This window comes from Nitrospira sp. Vd2, assembly GCF_979581665.1.
The window spans coordinates 22,552-29,466 of the sequence record NZ_CEFZSK010000024.1; the positions used below are offsets into that span (position 1 = coordinate 22,552).

Genomic DNA, 6,915 nt, shown 5'->3' on the forward strand with positions numbered 1-6,915 from the left:
AGGGCCAGATGGAACGGACCCGCCCAAATCCTGATCTGCTTCTCAAGCAAGTCCAGCAAGAAGCGCTACGTGAGCAACGCGGCAAGCTGAAAATCTTCTTCGGCGCCACCGCGGGGGTCGGGAAGACTTATGCCATGCTCGAGGCCGCGCATGAACAGAAGCGGGAGGGCGTGGATGTCGTCCTCGGCGTCGTCGTGACTCACGGCCGGCCCGAGACGCAGGCGTTGGTGGAAGGCCTGGAGCTGCTGCCGCCTCGGATCGTCGAGCACCGCGGCGTGCGGTTGGAAGAATTCGACCTCGATGCGGCGTTGGCGAGACGCCCGACGCTGATGGTCGTCGATGAACTCGCCCACACGAACGGGCCCGGGTCTCGGCACCCCAAACGCTGGCAGGACGTCGAAGAGCTGCTGACGGCGGGCATTCACGTCTACACGACGGTCAACGTGCAGCACATCGAAAGCCTGAACGACGTCGTGGCGCAGATTACCGGCGTGCGCGTGCGCGAGACCATCCCGGATTCCATCCTCGAGCAGGCCGACGATGTCGAATTGGTCGACCTGCCTCCCGATGACCTGCTGCAACGGTTGAAAGAAGGAAAGGTCTATGTCCCGGAGCAGGCGCAGCAGGCGCTCCGCCACTTCTTCCGCAAAGGCAACCTGATCGCCCTGCGGGAACTGGCCCTCCGCTCCACCGCCGAGCGCGTCGACCAACAGATGCAGGTCTACCGGCGCGACCATGCCGTCGCGCGGACGTGGCCGGCAGGGGAAACGATCATGGTCTGCATCAACATGAAGCCGCGGGCCGCGATGCTGGTTCGGGCGGCCAGGCGCATGGCAGCGGGGCTCCATGCGAAATGGATCGCGGTCTACGTCCAGACCTCTCGGCATCTGCGCTTACCGGAGAGTGAGCGCCACCGGATGATCGAGACGTTGCGACTGGCCGAGCAATTGGGTGCCGAGACGGTCACACTCACGAGCGACCAGGTGAGCGAGGCTCTGCTCGCCTACGCGCGCGAGCGGAACGTCACGAAGATCGTCGTCGGCAAGCCGGTGCGCGCGCGCTGGAAGGAGTGGCTGATCGGATCGGTCGTCCAGGACTTGATCCGGCAGAGCGGCGACACCGACATCTATGTCATGACGGGCGAGGCAGGCGAGAGCAGGCCCTTGCGTACCGAGAAGACGCCGCAGCACGTGAAGTGGCGGGTCTACGGAAACGCGCTCGCGGTCGTCATCGCCTGCACGGTTTTGAATTCAACGCTGTTCCCGTACTTCGGCACGGCCAATCTCATTATGGTCTATCTGCTGGGAGTCGCCTTTGTCTCGGCCCGTTTCGGCTTGGGCCCCTCGGTCGTCGCCTCGGTCACCAGCGTGGCCGCCTTTGATTTCTTTTTCATCCCGCCGTATTTCAGCTTCGCGGTGTCCGATACGCAATATCTGCTGACCTTTGCCGTCATGCTGACCATCGCGCTGCTCATCACCCGGTTGACGGTCCGACTTCAGCAACAGGCGGCCGCCGCGCATCAGCGCGAGGAGCGGACAGCGGTGCTGTACGCGATGAGCCGTGACCTCGCGAAGCATCGCAAGATCGGAGATTTGATCGCCGCGGCCTCGAACCATCTTCGACAGACGTTCGACAGTCAAGTGGCCTTCTTCTTGCCGGATGATGCCGGGCAGTTGGCACTTCAGCGCATGCCCACGCTGCTGTTTGATGTGGAGCCGAAGGAAAAAGGGGTGGCCCAGTGGGTGTATGAGCATGGCAAGGAGGCGGGACTGGGCACCGACACGCTGCCCGGGTCCGGGGCGCTCTACTGGCCGCTCGCCGGTACACAGGGACCCGTCGGTGTGGTGGCGGTGCGCCCGGCTCAGGCCGGTCGTCGCTTTGATCTCGACCAACTGCACCTGCTCGAGACGCTCGCGAATCAAACCGCGCTTGCCTTGGAACGGGCCCGGTTGGCCAAGGAGTCCCATGTCGCGCAGGTGCAAGCGGAAACGGAGCGCTTGCGTAATGCCATTTTGAGCACGGTCTCGCATGATCTTCGGACGCCGCTGGCGACGATTACCGGTGCGGCGAGCACCGTCTTGCAGTCATTAGATGATGCGGCGTCGAATACCAAAGCGTTGCTGCAGAGCATCGTGGACGAAGCGAACCGGTTGGAGCGCCTCGTGCGCAATCTCCTCGACATGACACGACTGGAAGCTGGAGGGATTGCGGTCAAGAAAGAGTGGCATCCGATCGAGGAGGTCGTGGGCGCTGCGCTCACGCGATTGCGCGGACGGCTGAAGGACCATCAGATCCAGACGCAGTTCCTCCCGGACTTGCCGCTCGTGCCGCTCGATGGCGTATTGGTCCAGCATGTGCTGATCAATTTGTTGGAGAATGCCGCCAAGTATGCGCCGCCCGGCACGCCGATTCAGGTAAGCGCCTGGGTGGTTGACAGCCACCTCGTCGTGGAAGTGGCGGACCGAGGACCCGGCATCCCACTGGGCGACCACGAACGGATCTTCGAGAAGTTTTACCGCGGGACCGCGCAGGAAGGCGGGGTGGGCTTGGGGCTCACGATCTGCCGGGGCATCGTCCAAGCCCATGGCGGGCGCATTACCGTTCACAATCGTGCCGAAGGCGGGGCCGCCTTTCGGTTTACGTTGCCGCTAGGCGGTCCGCCGCCGACGGTCGCACCGGAAGTTGTGGCATCGCGGACCGTTGGATGACCAACCGGGTCGAGCCCCAGAGGACTGCGTTAGTGATCGAAGACGAACCGGAGATTCGGCGTTTTTTGCGTGCCTCATTGACTGAACACGGATTTCGGTACCACGAGGCGACGACCGGACGCGAGGGGCTGAGCGAAGCGGTTGCCCGGAACCCAGACATTATTTTGTTGGACCTTGGATTGCCGGATATCGACGGCACCGAGGTGGTGCGGCAATTACGACAATGGACCGGCGTGCCCATCATTATTTTGTCTGCCCGCGATCAAGAGACGTCGAAAGTCGCCGCCCTCGATCTCGGGGCCGACGACTATGTGACGAAACCGTTTAGCGTCAACGAGCTGTTAGCCCGCATGCGGGCCAGCTTGCGGCAGATGGCACGTGCTTCCGTCGACAATGTTCAAGGCGTCTTTAGTACGGGCGAGCTGAAGTTGGACCTAGACCGTCGGGAAGTCCTCGTCGACGGGGCGGAGGTCCATCTCACGCCGATTGAATACAAATTGCTCGTGACGCTCGTGAAATATGCCGGCAAAGTCGTGACCCATCGCCAACTCCTTAAAGAGGTGTGGGGGCCGTTACACGTTGACGAGGCGCACTATGTGCGCGTCTATATGCGGCAACTGCGAAATAAAATTGAGCAGGATCCCGCGCGCCCTCGGTACCTCCAGACTGAGGTCGGTGTCGGCTATCGGCTCAGGGTTGAAGACGTGTAGAGTTTTCGTTCGTTCACGGCACGTTCGATATGGCCTCGACCCCGGCGCGGCAACCGTAAACGGGCTCCGGCACGACTAACGCCAGGTCACTTCTTCCCAAAAGAGATGGACGAAGGTTTCAAAAGGCGGGAAGTTCTGTTGGTTCTGTTCTTTCGATCGCACCCATACATCAATCTCCATTCCCGCGGGATCCGTCTCGCCGCCGGGCTGTTCCCTGTTCATCGGATATCGCACTTCATGCGTGTTCGGGTCGCGCGACCGCTCCATCACCATGAAATGAGCGGAATAGTCCTTGTACAACGGTTCTCCGTTTTTCGTCATGTCGGCCTTGCCCCAGCCTGCGAGATACAGCCACGTCTTTGGGTACAGCGGGTCACCATTTCCCGAATCTCCGTGTTCGTAGAGGCGAGTTGCAATTCCTCCATCTTGAAAGGGTTGTGCGGCCATAAATCGATCGAACACGATCCGGTAGCGGTCCGACCCTTCCTGAAATTCCGCGATCACGTGCCCGGTGTTCGTTTGCTCATTCACGTCGATGTCGATCGTCCCCTGGACCGGTTGTAGCCGCTTTCCCGCATAATCCAAATGATCCCAGGGCGACTGGTCTTGCATGCTGCCGACCAGCGTCGCGCGGCTGCCGGACAGATGAAAGTGTCCGGAATAGTTCGGGTGCTCGGTCGCCTTGAAGATCCGTGTGCCTTCGTTGCCCTTGGGGGTGCCGAACTGACCCTCGGCGAATACGAAGTAGGGGATCACCAGGATGGACACGAGGGCCGATGTGGCAAGGAACTTTGAGATTGTCATGGCACCCTCCCTTTATCGATCATGTGCTGGTTCCTGTGTGTGGCCACAAACAACCCCGCTTTGACCGAGTCCTATCGTTATCGCTGAGGAGAAGGCACAAGGTTAAGTTATTTGCTCTTCAAAAGCACTGGCTGATGGTGGGGCAAACGGCAAGCGAAAAGAAGGAGAAGTGTATTGAGGAGGTAACTCACCGGCCTCGATTGTTGAATACTCGCAGCTCAGATGGCTTACGTTTGTCGGCATGGGTCTGCTCGAGCATCCGAGGGATTTGCAATCACACTCAGCCGGACTCGTTTACCACAACGTATCACACGGCGTTGGGGTTGCCGGAACTCTTTGGGGGAGACGTGAGATCAATAACGAGCGACCAACCGTGACAATCTGTGGGCCGAGTCGTGCCGCCTTCCGGGCGGCGGCGGCAATCCGCCGTCCCACCGCCACGAGCCGAAGGGGTTGATCTGTAGAGGGGCTCCCTTCCCTTGAAGGCTGCTGATTTGATGTCGTCGCCTCCTCCGATGTCTGGCCGCTTATTTCGGACGCGAAGACCAGCACTCCGATCACCGCTCCAGTTTCGTCTCGATACGGCACCTTATCGGTCTTGATCCATCGCTTTTTGCCGGACGCCATCTGATACAACTCCACAATGCCGAGTTTGGGCTGGCCCGACGTGAGCACCTCCTGATCATCGCGGTAGTATTGGTCCGCTTCAGGGTAGAACTCGTACGTCGATCGCTCCTCCACCTGTTGTACGGTCCGACCGATTGATGCTGCCGCGTTTGCATTCGCGCGAATAATTCGATTATTGCGGTCTTTGTACCAAAAGAAGCCGGGGATGAGATCCAACTGTGCCTGTTGTTCGCTATAGCTCTCATACCTCAACGCCGATTCGGCGTGTGATGTCTTGAGCGAAAGTTCGCGGGCGGCGACAGCCGAGCCGAGCATTGTTCGTAATGCCTGCTTGTGATATGGCTTACTCATCACGCCATACGCCCCACTGCTCAAGCACCGTGTTTTGAGATCGTCTCCCATAAACGCGGTGAGAATGATCACGGGAAGGTTCGAATCGGCCCCCCGAATAGCCTGCAACACAGCCATGCCGTCCATATCAGGAAGCCCCAGGTCGAGGATGACCGCCATGAAGGTCATGGACCGAGCACGGGTAATGGCCTCGGTCCCTCGGTGGACACACTCCACCTGATATTGGCAGTGTTCCAGCCAATCTTTTAACCCATGGCAAATATCGATGTCGTCATCAACGAGCAGGATCGTAGGCTGATGAGACCCAGAAAACGGGAGAAACATGGCTGGCCTCCATGGGTGAGATAGCGGTCCTTAGACTTGCAACATCGACCACCCCTTCACTCGCGTCCCTATCGTATCACTGAGGGGCGTTCTTTGTGGCAGTCGTTCAGCAGACTGAATACACCGGCCGCTGTGTCCGCCTCTCGGCATGGCCGGCTGCCGGTAGTCCGCATCTGTAATAATTTCAGTTGCTCCTCAGTATCAGGACTGAGCAGGCCAACGCGGGATATCAGCAGGAGGCCTGCGAAACTGAGAATCCCAGCGAGCAGCACGAGTGTCGCCAATCCGGACAGGAGCCGACGCCATGTTCACCTATAGAGACAACTCTAGTGTGATTCGGCATCTAAAGGTGGTGAGCAAGCAAAAGGAGTGCTGTTGCGAGAACTTCAGTTTCAATAGGTCTGGCGGAAGCGGAGGCCGCCCCGCGTGCCCAAAAAGATACGCGAGCTATCTCAATCGATACGTCTGCCGCTCCTGCCTCTTAAGATACTCTTCGTAGTCTCTGAGTAAGATCGACTTGGCAATGGTCATTGCAACAAGGGCCGATGCCTAATGACAGCGGGGGCGAGGCGGGTTAGAGGATTAGATCGAGAGACTTTGCGATTCCGGTACACATAATCGCCCACGCTTGACCGCGATTGAGAGCGATCGCCCGATTTCTCCATACGGGAGTGCCACACGCGAGATGGTCCGCCGCTCAACCTTGGGAGGAATGGAGCGCGACTCTTGTTCCATCAAATGCGTGTTAGGCGACCTTGGCAACGATTCGGCGATACTCATCCTCCGTAAACACCTTGACGGTTTTGGTCGTGACGCTACCTTGGGATCCGAGCCACAAGAGGTGTCTCGCAAGCGTTTCGTCATCAGGCGCCTCGGCGACCGCCACCATATCGTCGTCGCCGAGGGTCAGGTAAAACGCCTTAATCTCCCCGCCGAGATCCTTGAGCTTCTGTTTCCCAACCTCGAGACGCTTGGGTGACTCTTTGATATTCCGGATACCCTGCTCGGTCCATTTTGAGAAAATCAAATACGTTGGCATTGCGCACCTCCTGCTCCTGATGAAGGCGTTGAGGAAAAGCCGCGTTCCGTGGAGAAGATCATGATGATCACATTACGTGTAAAGCACAACAACTGTCGGATATTACAGGCTATGGGTTTCGGTAGCCAAGCCAGTTGCGATGGCGACTGTTAGAGCGATGGGACTGCACGCCGCTATGAAAAGAGAGGGATGCAGAGCATTCTTCTCCGACCGAATGTTTGTAGCCAAGAATGGAGACGATGCATCACGATGCACTTAGGTGACAGGCGGCGCACGGACGCGGAGGCCCATTGCTCTAGCTAGTGTCCTGTCTCTGAAGTGCGCTGACAAAATCGAGCCACGCTGGCCAGGA

Annotated in this window: 5 protein-coding genes; 2 read left to right on the plus strand and 3 right to left on the minus strand. The window is 58.9% G+C overall.

The genetic code is table 11. The features are described from left to right. The first annotated feature begins 8 nt into the window (after window positions 1–8). Both AC1U7K_RS11240 and AC1U7K_RS11245 read left to right on the plus strand, forming a co-directional pair. A complete protein-coding gene (locus tag AC1U7K_RS11240) occupies window positions 9–2,708 on the plus strand; it encodes a DUF4118 domain-containing protein (RefSeq protein WP_480251387.1) in 2,700 nt (899 codons plus the stop codon). After that, complete coding sequence (locus AC1U7K_RS11245; protein ID WP_480251388.1) at window positions 2,705–3,418, plus strand: response regulator; 714 nt, start codon at window positions 2,705–2,707, stop codon at window positions 3,416–3,418. The genes AC1U7K_RS11240 and AC1U7K_RS11245 overlap by 4 nt, the downstream gene beginning before the upstream one ends. Before the next feature lie 75 nt (window positions 3,419–3,493). Here AC1U7K_RS11245 and AC1U7K_RS11250 read toward each other — a convergent pair whose 3' ends face one another. The 3 genes from AC1U7K_RS11250 to AC1U7K_RS11260 form a co-directional block, all read right to left on the minus strand. Continuing rightward, complete coding sequence (locus tag AC1U7K_RS11250; RefSeq protein ID WP_480251389.1) at window positions 3,494–4,222, minus strand: hypothetical protein; 729 nt, start codon at window positions 4,220–4,222, stop codon at window positions 3,494–3,496. Window positions 4,223–4,516: 294 nt separating this feature from the next. Beyond that, window positions 4,517–5,524: a response regulator gene (locus AC1U7K_RS11255; RefSeq protein ID WP_480251391.1), complete on the minus strand. Its 1,008-nt coding sequence runs from the start codon at window positions 5,522–5,524 to the stop codon at window positions 4,517–4,519. A 745-nt stretch (window positions 5,525–6,269) separates the two neighbouring features. After that, a complete protein-coding gene (locus AC1U7K_RS11260) occupies window positions 6,270–6,563 on the minus strand; it encodes a GYD domain-containing protein (protein WP_480251392.1) in 294 nt (97 codons plus the stop codon). Window positions 6,564–6,915 lie beyond the last annotated feature (352 nt).